12 protein-coding genes are annotated in these 18,464 nt (G+C 64.2%); 1 reads left to right on the plus strand and 11 read right to left on the minus strand.

The genetic code is table 11. The features are described from left to right. Nucleotides 1-18: 18 nt before the first annotated feature. The 6 genes from U873_RS0130580 to U873_RS0130605 form a co-directional block, all read right to left on the minus strand. On the minus strand, nt 19-618 hold the full coding sequence (locus U873_RS0130580) for a LysE family translocator (protein ID WP_029978780.1): 600 nt from the start codon (nt 616-618) through the stop codon (nt 19-21). A 67-nt stretch (nt 619-685) separates the two neighbouring features. Continuing rightward, nucleotides 686-2,182, minus strand: a complete 1,497-nt coding sequence (locus U873_RS0130585; protein ID WP_029978781.1) for an efflux transporter outer membrane subunit — start codon at nt 2,180-2,182, stop codon at nt 686-688. Between the two features lie 11 nt (nt 2,183-2,193). Then, entirely contained in the window at nt 2,194-3,312 is a 1,119-nt protein-coding gene (locus U873_RS0130590; RefSeq protein WP_025131873.1) for an ABC transporter permease, read from the minus strand. Nucleotides 3,313-3,316: 4 nt separating this feature from the next. Beyond that, nucleotides 3,317-4,465, minus strand: a complete 1,149-nt coding sequence (locus U873_RS0130595; RefSeq protein WP_051586124.1) for an ABC transporter permease — start codon at nt 4,463-4,465, stop codon at nt 3,317-3,319. A 3-nt stretch (nt 4,466-4,468) separates the two neighbouring features. Continuing rightward, nucleotides 4,469-6,232 carry an ATP-binding cassette domain-containing protein gene (locus tag U873_RS0130600; protein ID WP_025131875.1) on the minus strand — a complete coding sequence of 588 codons (1,764 nt, stop codon included), beginning with the start codon at nt 6,230-6,232 and terminating at the stop codon, nt 4,469-4,471. Then, nucleotides 6,229-7,242, minus strand: a complete 1,014-nt coding sequence (locus tag U873_RS0130605) for an HlyD family efflux transporter periplasmic adaptor subunit (RefSeq protein ID WP_025131876.1) — start codon at nt 7,240-7,242, stop codon at nt 6,229-6,231. Before U873_RS0130605 ends, U873_RS0130600 begins: the two co-directional genes overlap by 4 nt. A gap of 111 nt (nt 7,243-7,353) precedes the next feature. Between U873_RS0130605 and U873_RS0130610 the strand changes: the two genes are divergently transcribed. Then, nucleotides 7,354-7,989 carry a TetR/AcrR family transcriptional regulator gene (locus tag U873_RS0130610; RefSeq protein ID WP_025131877.1) on the plus strand — a complete coding sequence of 212 codons (636 nt, stop codon included), beginning with the start codon at nt 7,354-7,356 and terminating at the stop codon, nt 7,987-7,989. Nucleotides 7,990-7,994: 5 nt separating this feature from the next. On the opposite strand, the gene U873_RS0130615 is transcribed toward U873_RS0130610, so the two are convergent. From U873_RS0130615 to U873_RS0130635, 5 genes are read right to left on the minus strand one after another with little or no spacing between them, the layout of a single operon-like run. After that, entirely contained in the window at nt 7,995-8,777 is a 783-nt protein-coding gene (locus U873_RS0130615; RefSeq protein ID WP_025131878.1) for a thioesterase II family protein, read from the minus strand. Nucleotides 8,778-8,780: 3 nt separating this feature from the next. Then, complete coding sequence (pltF, locus tag U873_RS0130620; protein ID WP_025131879.1) at nt 8,781-10,277, minus strand: L-proline--[L-prolyl-carrier protein] ligase; 1,497 nt, start codon at nt 10,275-10,277, stop codon at nt 8,781-8,783. Next, nucleotides 10,274-11,416 carry an L-prolyl-[peptidyl-carrier protein] dehydrogenase gene (gene pltE / locus U873_RS0130625; protein WP_025131880.1) on the minus strand — a complete coding sequence of 381 codons (1,143 nt, stop codon included), beginning with the start codon at nt 11,414-11,416 and terminating at the stop codon, nt 10,274-10,276. Before pltE ends, pltF begins: the two co-directional genes overlap by 4 nt. Before the next feature lies 1 nt (nt 11,417). Continuing rightward, a complete protein-coding gene (locus U873_RS0130630) occupies nt 11,418-13,052 on the minus strand; it encodes an NAD(P)/FAD-dependent oxidoreductase (RefSeq protein WP_025131881.1) in 1,635 nt (544 codons plus the stop codon). A 50-nt stretch (nt 13,053-13,102) separates the two neighbouring features. After that, nucleotides 13,103-18,433: a type I polyketide synthase gene (locus tag U873_RS0130635; RefSeq protein WP_025131882.1), complete on the minus strand. Its 5,331-nt coding sequence runs from the start codon at nt 18,431-18,433 to the stop codon at nt 13,103-13,105. Nucleotides 18,434-18,464 lie beyond the last annotated feature (31 nt).

Consider the following 18,464-nt stretch of genomic DNA (forward strand, 5'->3'; position numbering starts at 1 on the left):
GCCGGTCAAGGCCCGGGCTTATACCGCGCGAACCACGGTGTAGGTGAGCGTGGCGGAAAACAGCGCCAGGACGATGGCGGTTCCCCTCGAGAACAAGGGCCCCGAGACACGCCCCAGGTACTGGGCGCGAATCCCCGCCCCCAACGAGACCCAGAGCAAGGCAATGGGCGCCAATGCCAGGAAGAACGCGCACAACGCGGGCAGGAATTCCCCCACGCTGGAGAAGGACCGGGCCGGGAATATCACACTGGCAAAGATCAGCCCCTTGGGGTTGAGCAGGGTCGCGATCAGCAAATGCCGGGGCCAGCTCTCGAAGCGTTCGGTGTGCTGGGCGCCGGCGGTCGAGGTCTTCCAGGTTTTCAGAGCCAGCGCCGCGATATAGAACGCGCACAGCAGCTTGATCAGGTGGATCAGCCACGGGTAGTCGTGGGACAGCAGCACCAGCCCCCAGCCCCAGGTGCAGATTGACACGGTGTAACCGAGCATCTCGATCAGCACCAGCGGCAGCGAGCGCAGCACGCCGAACTTGAAGCCCGAGGCCAACAACAGGGTGTTCGAAGGCCCCGGTACCACCAGTATCAGGGATGAAAACAGCGCGATCTTGTAGAGGTCATCCATTTGCAGGGTTTCCTATTCCGTTAGGAAAAATCAGTCCGAAAGGGTTGTGCTGCGGTGCTGCGACGGGTCAGGAGGAACGCCCGCCCATGGATTTGTAGAGGCTGATCAGGTGGGTCCTGAGCTGGCTGTCGCTATTGACCAGGTCGCGCTGCGCCTCGAGCAGCATTTGTTGCGCCTCCAGTTCCTCCAGGTAACTGGCATCCCCGGCGGCAGACCTGACACGAGTCCACTGGTAGGTGCGAGCCCTGCTCTCATAACTGTCCTGGAGGTGTGCCGCACGCTGGTATTCGTGGTGATACCGACTGAGGGCATCATCCACCTCCTGCCAGGCCGCCAGGACGGTTTGCTGAAACGCCACGGCCGCTTCTTGCTGCTCGAGCTTGCGCAATACCACCGTTTTGCTGCGGCGTCCGCGATCGAACAGCGGCAGGTCCAGACGCGGCCCCACCGACCAGGCCCTGCTGCTCCAGTCGGCAAACTTGCCGCCCTTGTAGGATTCAAAACCGAAGTCGGCGCCCAGCGTCACGCTCGGGTAGAGCTCCGCTTCAGCCACCCCGATGCCGGCCGTGGCCCGGTGCAGCCGGGCTTGTGCAGCGCGGATATCCGGACGCTCACGCGCCAGCTCTGCCGGTACGCCCAGCTGCAGGTTGGGCAGCGGGCTCCCCAGGGCGGTGTCCGGACGATCCGCCAGCAAGGTTTCCAGGGCCCCGGGATGCTCCCCCAGAAGCACTGCAATACGGTTCGCGGCCTGGGTGTGCAGGGCCTTCCAACCCGGTATCTGTGCATTCAGCGCCGCCAGCCTCGACTGCTGGCGCTCGACGGCGAAGCCATCCTCATCACCTTCGCGAGCCTGTACCACGACCACCTGCAGGCGCGCGTCCAGCACGTGCAGCTCCTGCTCCAGCAGACGGGTCTGGCGCTGCGCGGTGCGCATCTCGATGTAGTTTCTCGCCAGCTCGCTTTGCACGCTGAGCAACACATCGTCCAGCGTCGCCGCCGCGCCGTCGACTTCGGCCTGGGCGGCTTCGCCCAGGCGCGACACCCGGCCCCAGAGATCCAGCTCCCATGAAACATCGAACCCGGCCTGGTAGAGGCTGTAAGGGTCGGTCAGGACCTTCTCCAGGGCCTCGCGGTCGCTGCCCAGTGCTTCGAGCATGCGATTGTTCGGGGCATACCGGCTTTGCCGGTTGCGGGTTGCAGCGCCCGTGAAGGACACCTCTGGGGTCTCCAGGGAAGAGACAATCTGGCGTTGCAACCTGACCTGGGCGAATCGCAGCATGGCCGTGTGCAGATCCGGGTTGCCCTCGCGCACTTGGGCCTGCAGCTGATCCAGGACAGGATCGGCAAATACCCGCCACCAGTTGGCCTCGGTCCCCGGCACGACGCTCGCGGTGTTCTTTGCCGACACCACCGGCGTCACCGGGCCGCTGTGCCAGTCAGTCCATTTTTCCGGGCTTGGCACCACGGGTGCCTTGAAATCGGGCCCAAGGGTGCAGGCGCTGAGAGCCATCATCAAGGCCGCCGCCAGCCCGTTGAACAGGTATCCAGAGTGAGTCGTTTTCATGACGTTCCTTATCACACCAATCGATTGCGAAACAGCCAGGCCGCCAGTGGCAGGGTCACCAGCGCGACCGCGAGCATGGGCACCAGATTCCAGGAGACGTCGGCCAGCGTCGCCCCCTCCAGGTAGATCCTTCTGACCAGGTCAATGGCGAAGCGCAGCGGGTCCAGGTAGGTCAGCACCTGCAACGCTTGGGGCATGCCGTGCACCGGGGTGATCAGCCCGGACAGCAGAATCAGCGGCATCATCAGCACGAAGGTGTACACCATGGCCTGCTGCATGTTGGCCGAGAGCGCCGAGATGGACAGGCCGATGCCCACGCAGGCGCAGGTGAAGACAAACAGCCCCAGGTACAAATCGAGCACGGAGCCGATCATCGGGATCTCGAACCAGAACAAGCCAATGGCCAGGATCAGGCTTGACTGCAGGAGGCCGATCAGGACCGATGGCAGCGCCTTGCCCAGGAGAATGACGAAGGGTGTCAGGGGGGTGACCAGCAACTGGTCGAACGTCCCCTGTTCGCGCTCTCGGGCCACCGACAGCGCTGCCAGCATCAAGGTCTGGATCATGCTCAACGCGGCGATCAGGCCGGGCACTATGTTCCAGCGGGTTTGCAGGTTGGGGTTGAACCAGGCCCGGGTTTCCAGGCGTACAGGCGCATTCTCCAACGCCAGGAACTGCTGGTTGAAATCAGCCACCAGATTGGCAATGTGCCCCGCCGCCATCCCCGCGGTCGTCGAGTTGCGCCCGTCCAGCACCAGCTGCAGGCCGGCATTGTCATGCCGGCTCAAGCGCTCATCGAAGTCCGAGGAGAACTGCAGCACCAGCAGGGCCTTGCCCTGGTCGATCACCGGGGCAATCTCGCCCACGCTGTTCAAGGTCGCCACCCGGGCAAACACACCCGAGGCATCGAAACGCGCCAGCAGCTCCGTCGAGGCCCGCCCCTGGCTTTGGTCCAGCACCGCATAGGGCACGTAGTTCAGATCGTAGGTGGCGCCGTAGCCAAACAGCAGTGACTGGACAATCGCCGGTGCAATCAGGATCACCCGATTGGCCGGGTCCTTGACGATGGCCAGGAACTCTTTCTGAAACAGGAACAGCAATTCGCGTATGAAACTCATCAGCTTGTCCATGGCGTCAATCCAGCTTCTTGCGGGTGCACAGCCGTGCAGCGTTCAACAGAAACAAGGCGTAGGCCGTGAGGATGGCCAGGTTCTTGGCGATCAGCGGCCAGTTGTTGCCCGCCAGGAACAGGGTCTTCACCAACTCCATGAAATAGGTCGCCGGCAGGATCGAGCCGACCATGCGGATGAAGGTCGGGACATTGCGCAAGTCAAAGAGAAAGCCCGACAGCATCAGCGCCGGCAGGAAGCTGAAGATGATTGCGATCTGGCTCGCCAGGAACTGGTTGCGGGTCTTCGCCGAGATCAGCAGGCCGATGCCCAGGGTCACCACCAGGTAAAGCATCGAGCTCAGTAGCAAGAGCACCAGCGAGCCCTGGATCGGCACCTGAAACAGCAGTCGAGCGGACACCAGGCACATCATCAGGCCCAGCAGGCCCACCAGAAAGTAGGGAATGATCTTGGCCAGGAGTATCTCGATCGACCTGACCGGGGTGACGAACAGCGATTCGAGGGTTCCCCTCTCCCACTCCCGGGCCAGCACCAGTGAGGTCAGGAACGCCCCCACCAGCGTCATGATCAGGGCAATGAGCCCGGGCACCAAATACCAGGTACTGCTGTTGGCCGCGTTGAACCACATCCGCTCGACCAGCAGCACCCGCCCTGCAGCCTGTGACGGCCTGGCACGGTCAAGCTGCTGCTGTTGCCAGACATTCAGCGCCCCCCTGACGTAGCGTCCAAGCGTCGCCGCACTGTTGGCGTCGGCGCCATGCAGCAGCAGTTGCAAGCGCGCATCCTGGCGCTCGAGTCGGCGGGAAAAGTCCGCCGGTATGCGCACGATGCCATCGACCCGACGCCGGTCCATCAAAGCCTGTGCATCGGCCATGCTGGTGACCCGGATCACCGAGAAGTAATCCGAGCTCTCAAGCTTGGCCACGACGCTGCGAGCACTGGGCGAGCTGTCTTCCATCACCACCGCCAGAGGCGAATTGCGAATATCCAGGGACAGGCCGTAACCGAATATCAGGATCAGGACGATGGGCAGGACGATGCCTATCGCCAGGTTGCTCTTGTCCCGCAGCAATTGGCGGAACTCCTTTTTGGTCAGTGCCATCAGGCGGCGCCTGAAACCTGATGCAGCTCCATTGAAATCGGACATGCTCATTCCTCACTGCACCCTGGCACTGGCCTGCGCTCGAGCACGCTCGACCACGGCAATGAAGGCGCTGTTCATGTCGGCAAGCGACTCATCGCCCTGGTGGCGGACCTGCTCCGGGGTGCCCAGGGCCAGCAACCGCCCGGCATCCTGGATCACGATGCGGTCGCAGTACTCGGCTTCTTCCATGAAATGGGTGGTGATGACGATGGTGGTACCGCTTTGCGCCAGGGCGGTGATACGTCGCCAGAAAGCCCTGCGGGCCAGGGGATCGATGCCGCTGGTGGGCTCGTCGAGAAACAGGATTTCAGGCTCGTGCAGCAGTGCGACTGCCATCGCCAGGCGCTGCTTGTAGCCACCAGGCAACTCACCACTGCGCAGGTGCTTGTGCTCGTCGAGGTCGAACTGTTCGAGCATCAGCGCCATTCGCGCCTTCAACTGCGCACCGTGCAGGCCATAGGCGCCGCCGAAGAAACGCAAGTTCTCCAGGGCCGAGAGGTTGGCGTACAAGGCGAACTTCTGCGACACGTAGCCGATCTTGCGGCGCGCCGCCGCTCGCGCGGTACGCAAATTGACCCCAGCCACTTCCAGCTGCCCGCTGGAAGCGGGAAGCAGGCCGCAGAGCATGCGAAAGGTCGTGGTCTTGCCTGCGCCATTGGGCCCCAGCAAGCCAAATATCTCGCCCTTGAGAACCTCGAACGAGGTGCTGGCCACCGCGGTGAAGTCGCCGAACTTGCGCACCAGGTCACGAACTTCGATGACCACCGCGCGGCCGGCATCGGCGGCGTCCTGGCTATCGCCGGAGGGTGGCGTGTCAAAGGGTAGCGTGACCGCTGCCACCTGTTGCCTGAGCAGCACCATGAAGCCGTCTTCCAGACGCGCTTGCAGGGCCTCGGGGGCGCTCAGCCCGTCCAGGGAGGGGATGTCCTGCAGGGGCACCTGGGCATTGCGGATGAATCGCACCTTGCCGCCTTCGGGCACGGCATCGACGATGTGCTCGCGGTCATCGAGCAAGTGCGCCTGCAGCAGCCTGGCCGGGTTGCCGGAGCGGGGGGCGACGCCATAGCACAGCCCCTGCGCCAGCTCACAGAGTTGTGCTGGCGGCCCCTGGGCAATCAGCCGTCCCTGATACAGGACGAAGACCTGAGCACAACGCTGAGCCTCGTCCATATAGGCGGTGCTGATCAGCACCGTGAGGTTTTCCTGCTCGATCAATTGCTCGATGATGCTCCACAGCTCCCGGCGCGACAGCGGGTCGACTCCCACCGTGGGCTCGTCCAGCAGCAACAGCTGGGGCGAACGGACCAGCGTGCAAGCCAGCCCGAGTTTCTGTTTCATGCCGCCGGACAACTGCCCGGCCAGGCGCCCGCGGAATCGCGTCAGGTCCATCATCTGCAGCAACCGGGCAAATCGTTCATCGCGCTGCTGGGCAGGGACGCCATGCAGGTCGGCGTACAGCTCGAGGTTTTCCTGGATGGTCAGGTCTTCGTACAGGCCGAATTTCTGCGGCATGTAGCTGATGCGGTCCTGTACCTGCTGGGGGTGCGCGGCGACGTCCAGCCCCAGCACATTCAGCTGCCCCTGGTCCGCCTTCATCAATCCGGCAATCAGCCGCAGTAACGTGGTTTTCCCTGCCCCGTCCGGCCCCACCAGCGCGCTCAGCTTGCCCTGGGGAATGTCCAGGGAAATACCCTCCAGGGCCGTCTGCTGGCGCGCACCGACGCGAAAGTGCTTGACCAGATCGACAGCCTGGACCGTTGCCACCGACGCGCTCATGGCGCGGTCCCGACGGCCGGAGAACGCTCAAGGTAGACCGTCGCCGGCATGCCTAGCCGCAGGCGGTCGTCGGGGTCCTTGACCAGCACCCTGATCTCGTAGACCAGGCTGGTACGCAGGTCGTCGGTCTCCACCGACTTGGGGGTGAATTCAGCGACCGAAGAGATATAGCCGACCTTGCCGTCGATGGACTGCTCCGGAAAGCTGTCGGTAAACACCTGCGCCACCTGACCCGGCCGCACATGGCCCAATTGACGCTCATTGACATAGGCCCGCACCCACTTGGGGTCGGTCAGGGCCAGGGCGAATACCGGTCGCTGCGGCGAAGCCATATCGCCCGGCTCCAGCAGGCGCGTGCGAACCCGTGCCTGGGTAGGCGCCTTGAGCTGAGCGCGTGCCAGATAATGTTGCAGCAGCTCCAGGTCGGCCTTGGTGGCTTGCAGGTCCGCCGATGCCTGGGCGATGTCTTCATTGCGCGGGCCGATCTTGGCCAATGACCAGGCTTCGCGCTGTTCCTGCACCTGGGCCTGGGCGACCTGCAGGCGTGCCGACGCCTGGTCCAGGCGTTGCTGGCTGACGCCTCTGCCCTGAGTCTCGGCGGCGATCCGACGCAAGCGCTGCGACTCCAACCGAGCCAGTTGCACTTGTGCCTGCGCGGCATCCAGACGTGCCCTGGACTGTTCGATCTCCTGGGGGCGCGTGCCATTTTTCAAACGCAGCAGCGCCTGCTCCTGGACGCCGATCCGGGCCTGAGAACGACTGATTTCAAGGCGCAACGTGCGCGTGTCGAGTTCGGCCAGCACCTGGCCCGCCTGCACCAGGTCGCCCTCCTCGGCATACAGCGCGGTGATTCGCTCGCTGCCATCGAACGCCAGGGAGACCTGACGAATATCGACGTTGCCATGAAGCTTCAGGCGATCGTGCTGTTCCTCGGGGCGAAGGAGAAACCAGGAAACACCTGCTGTTACCGCCAGCAGTACGGCAACCCCTGCAATCCACTGCTTCTTCATCCGTGAATCCTTTGTTTACCAAGACCTAGTTTAAATTCAATTTGAATTTAATCTAAAAAATAACAGATACTGGCGGTGAAGCAACCCCTATGTCCAACCATGAGGAACGCCATGAGCACTCGACGCAGATCCAGCAGAAGCGACGGCGAGCACACCAGGATCCGGATTCTCGAGGTGGCTGCCCGCCTGTTTGCCCAGCATGGCTATGCCAACACCGCGAGCAAGCTCATCAGTGAAGAAGCCGGCACCGACCTGGCCGCCATCAACTACCACTTCGGCAGTCGGGAGGCCCTGTACAAGGCGGTCTTGATCGAAGGACACAAGCAGTTGGTGAGTTTCGAAGCCCTGTCGCAACTGGCCGGGAGCGACGAACCGGCACTGGGCAAGCTCGACGTGTTCATTGATGCCATCGTCAGCCGGGTACTCGATGAGCAAAGCTGGCAAAGCAAAGTCTGTGCACGGGAAATACTCGCGCCTACCGTCCATTTCTCCAGCCTTGTCCAAGAAGAAGTGATGCCCAAGTTTCGCCTGTTGGAAACGATCATCAGCCAGATCACCGGCTTTCCGTCCGGCGACCCGGCGCTGGCGCGCTGCGCCATCAGCATCATCGCCCCCTGCCTGATGCTGGCGGTGATCGATCGCCAGCAGCCCAGCCCGCTCCAGGCCGTGCTGCAACACGATGCAGACGCCCTGAAAGCGCACCTCAAGCTGTTTGCCCGGTCCGGACTCGCCGCCATTGCCCACTGAACGGTTCATCCCACCAGACTGCCCGGCTGATTGTGCAGGGCACTCCCCAGCACCGCCTTGATCCGCGACATAACCTGTCCATCGAGAAAGAAGTGGCCTCCGGCAAACACGAACTGCTCGAAGCGGCCCCGGGTATAGCCTCGCCACTGCTGCATCTGCTCGGGCGGCGCGATCAGGTCCTGGGTACCGCTCAGGCAGACCATGTCGATGTCCAGCGGCCGGGCCTGAGCCTGGGCATAGGAGTAGACCATCTGGATGTCGGCCTGGATCACCGGCAGGTACATCTGCATCAGGTCCTCTTCGGCCAGCACCACTGCAGGAACCCCGCCCATGGCCTGCAGCACCGCGGTGGCCTGGGTCGCCGGCAACTGGTGCAAGGGCGCGACCCGCTGCGGTACATGGGGAGCGACCATGCCCGATAGCATCAGTTGCAGCGGCACCTGTCGCTGCCGCTGTTGCAGGACACTGGCGACCGCGAAGGCCAGCAACGCCCCCATGCTATGGCCGAAGAAGCAGCAGGGAATGTCATCGCTGAACTGTTCCAGGCAATCGGCCACGTCATTGGCCGCCGCCTGCATGTCACAGTAACGGTGCTCCTGGCTGCGACCCTCACGGCCCGGCAACTGCAGGGCATACAGGTCGACCTGGTCATACAGCGGCAGAAACCAACGGTGAAAGACCGACGCCCCGCTGCCGGCATAGGGGAAAGTGAAGAGTCGCATCTTGCCCCGTGGCCGGCTGGCATAGGGAAACCAGACTTCCCGGGCGATGGATGATGGCGTCGACATCGCTCAACCCTCCACTCGCCGGGCCAGGGCGAAGCGATCGACCTTGCCGTTGGCGTTGCGCGGCAGCGCCTCCAGGCACAGCATCTTGTCGATGATCATGTAACGCGGCAGGCACTGTGCACAGTGGCGCTTGAGGTCGATGATCGAGAGGCTGGCCCCCGCCTGGGGCACCAGCGCTCCCCAGAGTTGGGCATTCATCCCCTCCCCGATCACCAGCACCGCAGCCTCGCTGACCTGGGGGTGGGCCAGTAGCGCAGCTTCCACTTCACCCCGCTCGATCCGGTTGCCACGCACTTTGAGCATGTCATCGCGGCGCCCCAGGTATTCGTAGTTGCCATCGGCCAGTTGCCTGACCATGTCGCCGGTCTTGTAGGGCCCCTGCTGTTCCGGCAGGGCGAAATACCCCAGCATCACCGTGGGCCCCTGGACCACCAGTTCCCCCTCTTCCCCCGGGGCGCAGCGACTGCCGTCGGGTTTCTGCGCCCACACCTGGTTGCCCGATGCCGCCGTACCGATCGGTACCGGAAGCAAACGCTGAGGATCAATGGCATCGACCTCGAACGCGGTGCAGACATTGGTTTCCGTAGGGCCGAACAGATTGGCCAGGCGGACCTCGGGATAAGCTGCGCGCAGCTCGCGCAGGTGTTTGATCGGGAACGGCTCGCCGGCGAACAGCAGTACCCGCAGGGTGCCTTGCAGGTCCGTCAGCAGGCCGCCGTCCTGCATCATCATCATGAGCACCGAAGGCACCGAGTACCAGACCGTGATCTCGTGGGAGCCGATGAAGTCGGTCAGCAGCCGCGGCGAGAAAGCCATGGCCTCAGGCACCAGGTGCACCGTAGCGCCCACATTCAGCGCGCAATATAGGTCCAGGACCGAGAGATCGAAATGAAACGGCGCGTGGTTGGCGAAACGCTCGTTGGCCTTGAAGCCATAGCGTTCGCACGCCCAGTCGACGAACGCCAGGGCATTGCCGTGACTGAGCGACACCCCTTTGGGAGTGCCGGTGGAGCCTGAGGTGTAGAGGATGTAGGCCAGGTCGTCCGGCTGAATCTCGACCTTCGCCATGACGCTGGAGCGGGTATCGATGCTGCGCCAGTAGCGCGCACTGGTGGGGTCGTCCAGCACCACGCAGCGGGCCTGGGCAAGTTCGCCGCCAGCGATTTCTTCCAGGTGCGCGGCCGTGCAGATGATCAGCACCCCCTGGCAATCGCGGGCAATCTTTTCCAGGCGCGACACCGGGCTCAGCGGGTCCACGGGCACGTACACCACCCCCAGCCGCAGGGCCGCCTGCATGAGCGCCACCAGGTCGACCGACTTGTGTGCCCAGAGCAGAATCCGCTGCCCCTGGCGCACGTCCAGGGCACAGAGCATGGCGGCGAACTCAGCGGTCCGCCGCTCCAGCGCCGCATAACTCAGGCCTTGCTGTTCATCCACCACCGCCATCTGCTGCGGATAGCGCGCGGCACTGCGCATCACTCGTTCATGAATCAGCGTCATAGTCTCAGCTCCCGGGCGATGATTTCGTGTTGCATATCGGTGGTGCCGGAAAAGATCGTGGTGCCAATGGAATCGCGCAGCATTGCCTCGATACCGAAGGACTCGAGACAGCCCCGGCCGCCGAAGATCCTCACCGCATCGATACTGGAGGCCAGCGCACCTTCGCTGATGGCCAGCTTCGACAAGGCGATGTTGAGTTGTCCCGGATCGCCCTGGTCCATGCCCCAGCACGCCCTGAACAGCAGCAGGCGGGCCGACTCCAGGCGCAGCTTCATCTGCGCAATACGGTGGGAGACCGCCTGGTTGTCGCCGATCGGCTTGCCGAACTGGCGCCGCGTGCGCGCATGCTCGATGCATTGTTCCAGCTGCCGCTCCATCATCCCCAGGAAAGCCGCGAACAAGCAGGCGCGCTCCCATCCCATGGAACTCTGGAACACCTGCCGGCCCTGCCCCTCCTCGCCCAGGCGGTGGACCCCAGGGACCATGCAGTCATCGAAGAACACCTCGCCAGCCGGGCAGCTTTTCAGGCACACCTTGCCCAGGGGCTCGCTGACTCGCAGGCCCGGCGTGTTGCAGTTGACGATGAACCCACTGACGCCCAGGGCGCCATACTCGGGCTGGGTGGTGGCGTAGGTCACGAAGATGTCGGCGATCGGCGCATTACCGGCAAAACTCTTGTGGCCGCTGAGGCGATAGCTGCCATCGGCCTGAGGCAAGGCCCGGGTCTTCAGATTGCTCGCATCCGAGCCCGCCTCGGGCTCGGTAATGGCGTTGGAGCCGATGAACTCGCCACTGGCCAGTTTCGGCAGGACATCGCGCTTGGTTGCCGGCGAGGCGAACTCGACGATCGGCATGGCACAGGCAAACTGGTGCGCGGCCGCCGCAAATACCAGCCCCATGTCCGTGCAGCCCAGGCCAAATGCGTGCATCGCAATGGCCGTCGACAGCGCCCCCAGGCCCTGGCCACCGTACTCCTTGGGAATCGACAGCCCCAGTAACCCGGCCTCGCCGCAGATGCTCCACTGCTGCTGGGTGAAATATGGCGAATGCTGGTTGCTGCAGGCCGCCAGTTGCTCGGCACACACCTGCGCGATCATTGCTGCGTGTTCTTTCTGGGTGGCGTCATAGTTGAAGTCCATTTCAACTCTCCTTGCGCATGGAAGGTTTTCTGAAGGATCGATAGAAGATCAGCCGCCCGACCTCTGAAGGCACCTGCATCAGGCCCCACCAGAGCGCCTTGAGTTTTCTCAGGGTGGTCAGTTGATAGACACGAGCGTGAGGATTAGCAAAATCAAAAATAGGCGGAACAAAGCTGGCATTGGCAAGCGCCGAGAAAATGCTGCTTGCAGCTTGCGCAGCCGAGACCTTGGCGCTTTTGACGTCATCACAAAGGCCCAGCGTAGTGTTGAGAATATCCTTGTACCCTTGATACAGAGGCATCCAGAAACCGTCCTCGGCGAGGCGGTCGATGTCATCGAACACTCGCGGGTCCAAGGCCTTGGCAAAGGCATCGTTGATCTTGCGCGCAGTGATGGTGGCGGCAATCGACTGCAGCAACCACACGCGGGCGAAGGCATTCCACAGCTCGGGGTCACGGAACGCGACATGGGCCGCCGCCGCGATCCGGTCGCTCAAAGCGATGATGCTGTCCTGGGTCATGACAAAGTCGTTCAACGCCGGGCTGCGGTAGTCACCGCTGTGCGCCGCCTCGATCAAGCGGTGCGCCAGGGCCAGGACCAGTTCCGCGCCATTGGAAAGCTTGCGCGAGAACAACAGGTCGTTGCTCGCGGCGCCCTGATCGAACATCAGGCAGCGACGTTCGAGTGCCGTGCGATAGACCTCACGTTCAGGCTCGCGCACTGCCCACTCGCGCACCCGCCTGGCGCCGGACAAGTGCTTGCCCAGGCCGGGGTATTGCTCGATCAGTCCAGCCAGGACCTGGTCGCCGTCGGTACTCTGGCAGGCCTCCTCGCGCAGCGACACCAGCACGCTGACCAAAGGATTGCGCGAGTGCTGATGGTTGTTGAACCCAATGACGCCGATCCAGCCTCCATCGAACACATGGTGCAGGGTGCCGCCATGCCACTGGCCGGGAAAATCCCCGTGGGCGCACTCATCGAATGGCACCACTCCGAGCATGTGGGTGGAAAACTCCAGGGTGCGGGTCTGCAGCGTCGCGGGCCGGCAATCCAGCCCCGCCTGACCAGCGATTCGATGCCCGGCCGGGCTGCCGTCGACCATGAACCGGGCACTGACCCACGGCCCCTGGGCCGTCGCCACCTTGATCCCATCGACTTCGAGCACGACTTCCGGGCTGTCGTCGATCTCCACCAGCTGTGCGCCATAGCGCACCGCCGCGGCCAGCAGATAGGCGTCGATATCAGGCCGGAACAAATGGTTCTCGCCGTGCTCGGAAGGCACGTTGAACTGCAGCGCCTGCCCCAGGTCGACGGCCTGGCCAGGCCGGTGATAGATGAAGCCGAGGTTCTTCTTGACCCCTGAAGACGGCATCACCTTCTGCTGGATATCGCGGGTGCGGGCAATATCCTTGATTTCCGGCACGCCATAGCGGTCGGCGATCAGCTCGAAGATCATCGAGGTATAGGGAATGGTCGCTTCGCCGGTCAGGTCCGGCGGCAGGTGGCGGTTGCGCAACAGGCCAACCCGTACATTGTTCCTGGCCAGGCAAGCTGCGAGCATGAGTACGCTCAGGCTGTTGCCCGCCAAGAGAATATCGTAATGGTTTGGCGCCTGGCCAAACGGCTGGTCATTCATATTCACCTCAATCACAGATCATTGCTCAGGGTTGCACTCACCGCAGGCCGTCAGGCCTCGACCAGGCAGCCCTGTTCCTTTATCGAGCGGGCCAGGAAGTCCGGCCACATCAGGCCCGGGCACTCGAGAAACTCTCGGGCCTTGATCTCCAGCTTCAGGTCTCGACGACAGCGCGCGACCATGTCCATCACCAGCAACGAGTCCAGGCCGAAGTCCATCAGGCTGCCGCCATCCTCGAGCTTGGCCCGGACCTGCTCGGTCTTGACCCCGAGCAACTGCGCGTACTGCTCCCAGACGTAGTCATCGAGCAGTGCCAGGGCGCCGGCGTCATCCACCCCCTCCAGTTGCTGCAGAATGTCGGCGTGCATGCTCTCCCCAGGTCGGCAGACGGCAACCTGGGCGCGGATGTACTGCAGCAGAGGTTGCGGCCCGCGGGATTCGAGCAGTGGCTTGAAGCGGTTCCAGTCGACTCCGGACACCACCATCTGGGGCAGGTCGCTGGCGAGGATCCGCGACAGCAGGCCGATGTTCTGCGCCGGCGCGATCTGCTTCAGTCCGACGCTGGTCAGGAAATTCAGCACTTGCTCGTCGAACAGGTGGCTGCTTGCGGCCCAGAGCCCCCAGTCGATCACCAGGGCACTCAAGCCCATGGCCCGGCGATGCCACGCCAGGCTGTCGAGGAACTGGTTGGCGCCGGCGTAGCTGGCCACGTGCTGCGATCCCCAGACGCTGGCGATGCTCGAGCACATGACGAAGAAATCCAGCTCCAGTCCCTGGGACAGCTCGTGCAACAGCCAGGCACCTTCGACCTTGGGCCCCATGACCTGATCGAAGCTGGTGCTGTCGATGTCCTGCAGATCCTGCGGGATGGAGATCCCCGCCCCATGGAAAATCCCCTTCAGCCCTGCTCCCGACGATGCCAGCACGGCGAACACCCGGAGCATGTCCTGGCGTGAAGTGATATCTGCCTGTATGTAGTGCACCCGCGATGCCGCCGGACCAAAGCGGTCCAGGCCCGCCGCGACCTGCTCAAGGGGACGCCGGCCGGTGATGACCACCCTGGCAGCGCCTTGGTCCAGCAGCCATTGGCCCATGGCCAGGCCAATGCCGCCCATCCCGCCGGTGATCAGGTAGCTGCCCTGTGCACAGGGTGCATAGGCCTGTGCCGGCAACTGCGCGGCGCTGAAGTGGTTCAGACGCTGCACGTAGCGTTTGCCCGGGCGCAGGCAGATCTTGTCCTCGCCGTCCGGGTCACTGACCTCTTCGGCCAGTGCCCGCGCCCATTCGGGGTCCCCGGGTGCCAGGTCGACCAGTGCTCGCCAGTGCTCGGGATGCTCCAGGGCCAGGGTCTTGCCCAGCCCCCACAAGGGGCCGGTCGCCACTTGCAGGGCCTGGCCGCGCTCCAGGCCAATCGCGTTCGCCCCCTGGGTAACCAGCCACAACCTGCCGCCGCGCTGACCCAGAGCGATCAGCGCCTTGAACAGCTCCAGCAGCGGGTGGTACAGCGTTGCCAGCAGGCTCGACAGGCTGTCCTGGGTGGTCTCGCCGGCATCCTCGATGTGCGTGCCGTCGAGCACGATGATCTCGGCTGCCAACGCCTGCGCGTCATCGGTGAGTGGCAGGTTCGGGTCCTGGGCCAGCGCGACCCGGGCAGCATCGAGCAGTACCTGCAGGCTGGTGATCCGCGTCCGGTGGCCGGCACGCTGCAGGTGCTCAGCCAGGGGCCGGGCAGCCTCCGGCGAATCGCTGACCAGAGTGAACAGCCGATCCTGTGGCGGCACCTCGGTACGCTGGCGCGGGCGCTCGAGCCAGTCGAGGCTGTAGAGCACATCCGGCTGGTAAACCGAGCCACGCAGTTGATCGTCACTGAGGGTTGCAGCAAACGTCACCCCTTCCAGGCTCCCCACGCACTGGCCATCGGCGTCGTACAGCACGCAGTCGAACTGCTGCGGATGCGCGGCACTGGCGGCAATGACCAGGCTCTGCGCGCGGTGCGTGGCGCAGCGGTTGGCGACCCAGCGGCGGATGCCAGTGATCGATCCTGGCGCATCGCCGGGCACCGCCTGCCCCAGGTACTCGAGGATCTGCCCATGGCGGTTGCCGCAGGGGTCGGCGTCTGCGGGCAACTGCAGGTGGTAGACGAAACCTGCATCCTGGGTGGCCGCATGGCCCGGGGCCGACAGCGGCTCATCGGCGGTCGCGGGCATCGCCTGCAGGGTCAGCGACAACACCGGCTGCCAGGCGGCGCCGGCGGCTTTTGCCCCATCGCTCAAGGCAGAGCAGCAGACTTCCCAGGCCGATGCAGACAACGGCTTGAGCTCAGTGAACAGGTGCAGCTGATCGTCGGGATGAAGCACCAAGCCATGGGTGATGCTCGCAAGGCTCACTGCGTAGGTGTCCAACTGCAACTGCGCGGCGATCTCATCGGTCAGGGTCGCCAGCAGCCGGGCCGGGCGCAGCAGCGCCAAATCGTTGAGGATCTCGCCGCCCAGGCGTTGCAACAGCGCACTGTCCAGGGTTGATTCGAATGCCGGGGTGGGGGCGTTGACCCGGTGCCCGAGCAACAGCCCAGCCTCCCCCGACATGCCGTGAGCCTGCTGCGCGGCGCCGCTGCCGGCAGTCTCAAACCAGTAGCGCTGGCGCTGGAACGCGTAGCTGGGCAAAGGTTGGCGCAAGGCCCCGTCATGCTCATGCAGCCGGGCCCAGTCAAGGTTCTGGCCGCCAACGTAAAGCTGCGCGGCGGCCAGTCGCAGGTCCCTGGGTGGATCGCCGGCACGGCGCAGGCTGGCGAGGGCAATCCCATCGGCCGTCCCTTCGTGGCGCCCGATCAACGGCGTCAGGATCGCGTCGGGGGCTACTTCGAGGAAAGTCTTCACCCCCAGTTCTTCGAGCAAGGCAACGACCCCGTCGCTGAACCTCACGGTCTGCCGGGTATGCCGGCACCAGTAGTCCGGCGAGCGCAGGCTGGCAAGCGTGTGCGCCCGGCCGCTGACACCGGAGATGACCGGCAGGCGCGGCTCGCTGAAGGCAACCTGCGCCACCACCTGCCGGAAGGATTCGAGCATCGGCTCGGTGGCCGCCGTGTGGAACCCATGGGACACCGCCAGCCTGCGGACCTTGTGGCCACTGGCGAGCAGCTGTTCGGCCAGCGCCTGGACCTGCGCCAACGGACCGGCCATCACCACATCCTGTGGGCTGTTGATCGCGGCCAGCTCGATGGCGGTGCCTGGCAGGTCCTGGAGCACGGCGTTGAATGACGCCTCGCTCATCCCCAGTGCGTACATGGCCCCGCCCGCCGTCATCAGTTCCTGCGCCAGGCGCCCCCGTGCCTCCACCATGCGCAGTGCATCACTCAGGGAAATCGCCCCTGCCACGCAGATGGCGCTGATTTCACCGAAACTGTGCCCCAACAACGCATCGGGAATGATCCCCCAGTGCATCCAGAGACGGGCCAATGCATATTCGACGGCGAATATCGCCGGCTGGGCGTACCGGGTCTGCTCCAGGTAACGGTCACTGTCGGCCCCGGCGTCCAGGACCAGGGTCAGCAGATCGACCTCCATCATCGGGCTCAACAGGGCCCGGCATTCATCGATCTGCGCCTTGAAGAATGGCTCGCTGTCATACAGCGCCTGAGCCATCGCCCGATACTGGCAGCCCTGCCCCGGAAACAGCATCGCCAACGGCGCCGCGGCGCCCTGGCAGCGGCCGTCGAACACATGCCCCACGAGTTTGCGCGAGGCGTAGGCCGCCAACTGCTGGCGCAACCCCTCCGGGCTGTCGGCAACGGCGGCGAAGCGATGGCCAAAATGCGCCCGCCCAAGGTTCGCCGTGTAGCACAGGTCCTTGAGTTCGAGCGAACTGTTGTCGGCGATGAAGCGCTCATAGCGCCCGGCGATCTGGCGCCGCGGCGTCTCACCCTTGGCCGAGATGGTGAGCAGTTGCCAGGGGTTCTGGCGCCCCAGGGCGCGTTCCCTGAGCGGTGGCTCGCCCACCACCACATGGGCGTTGGTGCCGGTAACGCCAAAGGAACTGACACCAGCGTGCCGGGCTGTTGCCTGGCGCGGCCAGGCCGTCGGCTGGGTAACGACTTTCAGGGCCAGGCGGTCCCACTCGACTCGCGGATTCGGCGTATTGAAGTGGACCTGCGGGACCAGCGTTTCCTGTTGCAGGCACAGCAGCACCTTGGCCAGCCCGGTCACCCCGGCGACAGGCTCCAGGTGCCCCATGTTGGCCTTGATCGATCCCACCAGCAGGGGCGACTCGGCTGGACGCTGCGGCCCCAGCACCGCATGCAGGGCATGCAGTTCGATCGGATCGCCCAGTGCCGTGCCGGTGCCGTGGGCCTCGACATAATCCACCTCGCGGCCCTGGATCCCGGCCTGAGCCAGCGCCAGCCTGATGACGTCCTCCTGGGCATGGATATTGGGCACGGTAATGCCGCTGCTGGCACCGTCGTTGTTCACCGCGCTGCCCTCGATCACGGCCATGACCGGGTCCTGGTCGCGCACGGCATCGCTGAGGCGCTTGAGGGCCAGGATCACGCAGCCTTCAGCCCGTCCGTAACCGTCAGCCGCGGCATCGAACGTCTTGCAGCGTCCATCGGGCGCGACTGCCCGCAGCTTGCTCACCAGGATGAATCCGTAGGGCGAGAGGATCAGGTTGACCCCGCCGGCCAGTGCCACCTCGCTCTCGTGGTTGCGCAGGCTGGTGCAGGCCTGATGCAAGGCCACCAGCGAGGATGAACAGGAGGTGTCGAGGACCACGGCCGGCCCCCTGGAACCCAGGGTGTAGGCAATGCGTCCGGCGACGAAACTGGTTTCGCCATAGAACTGATAGGCGTTGACGTCCTCGATCGGGCCCAACTGCTGGCGCAGGCGCACATAGTCATTGGTACTGACCCCCATGAACACGCCCAGCTTCTTGCCGTGCAGGCTGTCGGGGGCGATGGCGGCGTTCTCCAGGGCTTCCCAGGCAACCTCCAGGGCCAGCCGCTGTTGCGGGTCCATTCCTTGGGCTTCCTTTGGCGAGATGCCGAAAAAGCCCGGGTCGAACTGGTCGACCCCATCAATGAAGCCGCCACGCATGACGTAGGCCTTGCCCGGGGCCTGCGGGTCCGGGTCGTAGTAGTCGGTTCCGTACAAACGATCGCTGGGCATGTCGCCCACGGCATCGGTTGCGTTCTTCAGCAGGTTCCACAAGCGCCGGGGGGTGTCGGCGCTGCCCGGCAGCCGACACCCCAGGCCGACCACGGCGATGGGTTCGCTGGAGGCCGGGGTTTTGCCGGCCACCTTTTCCTTGAGCGCACGAATGGTGGTGATGGCTTGGGCAAGGCTCTCCTGCAGCTGTTCCTTGCTTACGTCGCGGGTCTCGTTATCCATAAAAAGCCTCGATCGATGATTCTCTGGCAGT

The sequence above is a fragment of the Pseudomonas sp. PH1b genome (assembly GCF_000633395.1).
Classification (GTDB): domain Bacteria; phylum Pseudomonadota; class Gammaproteobacteria; order Pseudomonadales; family Pseudomonadaceae; genus Aquipseudomonas.